The 2162-nt window shown below is 43.2% G+C and carries 2 protein-coding genes; both read right to left on the reverse strand.

What is annotated here, in order from left to right:
• Window positions 1-1273: type IV secretory system conjugative DNA transfer family protein (locus tag NHH16_RS15255; protein ID WP_262070452.1), on the reverse strand; the 1273-nt coding region annotated here is incomplete at its 3' end.
• 14 nt (window positions 1274-1287) lie between these two features.
• Window positions 1288-2162: hypothetical protein (locus NHH16_RS15260; protein WP_262070453.1), on the reverse strand; the 875-nt coding region annotated here is incomplete at its 5' end.

Raw genomic sequence — 2162 nt, forward strand, 5'->3', positions numbered from 1 at the left:
TTACCCCTAATAGTTCGTCTGGGTTACTAGGCTTTGGTCCTGAATAAAACTCATCCGCCATAACCTCTACCTCGATTGGAAGAGGGCCTTTTATCTCATCGTCCGCCACTCGCATTAACGTGTCAAACATTTGTGTGTAGAACAAGGAAATTAGAAAATTGTATGATTTATCGTTATCGGGAAGAACTAAAAATAGCGCTGTTTTTCGGTGGGGATTTCCATCGATGCCTAGCCCAAGGGCTCGCATATCTATATCATTACCGCTAAAAATTCGTTTGATGTCTGCCGTCTCGCATAACTTGAGCATGGCGTTTACCATAATCACAATACTGCGAACCGTCTCCGTAGCCCCTTCTTTTAACTTCCGATAATCGCGAACTGGCGGATAATCCGCTCCCTTTTCCTTGGCCAGCTTATTCATTTTAAATTGTAGCTGAGTGGTTTTGTCATCGACCTTCTTCGTCTCCATATTTACGAGCTTTAGGATATTATTCATACTCCCCGTGCGTTTTTCTTCTTTTGCTTCTAGCCACTCATAAAAGAAAAGGGCTTGCAAATATAGATCCACCCCATCATCCCAAAAGGGCTCGCTTTGCATGGCTTCTGGTTTTCTCACGCTTTCATGTAAATTGGTGATTAACCGAATCAGGTCATTTTCACGCACAATCCAGTGAAAAGGATTGTACCGATCTGACTTCCAGGGTTCCTTTAGGTTTAGGCTCCTGATATCAAATCCTTTTTCTTTCAAATAGTTTCCCGTGGTGCGCATGAGTTCACCTTTAACATCAAGAACCACATAGGTATTGGCCGCTTGAAGGAGATTGGGAATAATAATGGAAGTCGTCTTATAGGTACCTGGTGGTCCAATCACTAACATATTGTTATTGGAAAGTTTCCGCTTACTTATTTTCATATTCTTAGAGACAATACGGTTTTTGCTTTCGTCTTTATCCGCTAACACTCGACATAGCTTCTTCACATCTCCCCACTCTTCGCAGCCGTGTTCCTTATGAAAGTAGAAATTGCGATAATGATATGCGTAATAGCTGACAAACATAATCCAGAGGACAAAAAAAAGACCAACCATGGCGGGGGTCTTCTCGTTTATGTAGTTGGCAAAAGGATTGGTAGCTATTACCCTGATGGTCTCGTTAATCGTTCCGAAGTTTGCACCAGGGATTACATAAAAGGCGCCTACATAATACCCGATTATGAGAAAGACCAGCAGGGATATGCTATACATTAAATACGGTGTTTGCTTTTTCGTCTGCATGCTACTTTCCCCCCTTACCTAGCCTTAATCGGATTCGCTGGTATTCTTTCACCCACGTCTTTCGCTACCTTTATAGTCAGGCTATCCATCGACTTCTTTGCTACCGAAGAATCTACTTGCTGATAGTGAGCGGCAAAGAGTTCGCTGCCGGTCGGACGTTTTTCCACGGTAACCAATTCACCTTTTGCATCCATAATGATTGGTTTTTGCTCTTTATGGAGATACGCGAGATACGTGTGTCCCTCATCGGTCACAAAAACTTGTTCAGCTGGTAGGATTAACGTTTGTTCACTTTCTCCCCATGTGCCTGGCACCCTAGAAGCGAAAAAGCCCTGACTGTTCACGGTATCACCCCCAGCATAGGAACTTTTTTCTACTAGGGTTTCACGATTGATCGAAAGAGCAACGTATTCTGGATTGTTATAGTACTCTAAGAAGCCTACGTCTGTTGCTTGTCGGACTTTTTGCTCTTCGTTTAAGAACAGACTCTCTATGCTACCGGGAGGCTGATTATACTTTTCACTTGCTCGTCTGTACGTTTCATCTGCCTGCTCGATATACTGGGCTTCTGTGATAAGCCCAGTATTTCCATAATCCGCAGAGCTGATAAGCTGAAGCTCACCTAGTTCTTCGCCACCTCGAAAGCACTCCTCACGGTACAGCTTATACCAGTGCTGTACTTTCTGAACGTCCCCATTAGCAACCATCAACTGGATTTCGCCATCGCCTACATTTAAGTCTGGAAGTATTGCATAATTGATCCCTAAGGACAAGAAGTCTTCCTTTATCAATTTTTGTTTTCCTTCTAAGGGAATGCTAATGATACTGTCATTGTTATTCGTTAGGTTTTGCAGATCTTGAATGGACTTTTCTCCGCCTCGCAAGCTCC

The organism is Ohessyouella blattaphilus (genome assembly GCF_024721265.1).
In the GTDB taxonomy this organism is placed as follows: Bacteria; Bacillota; Clostridia; order Lachnospirales; family Lachnospiraceae; genus Aequitasia; species Aequitasia blattaphilus_A.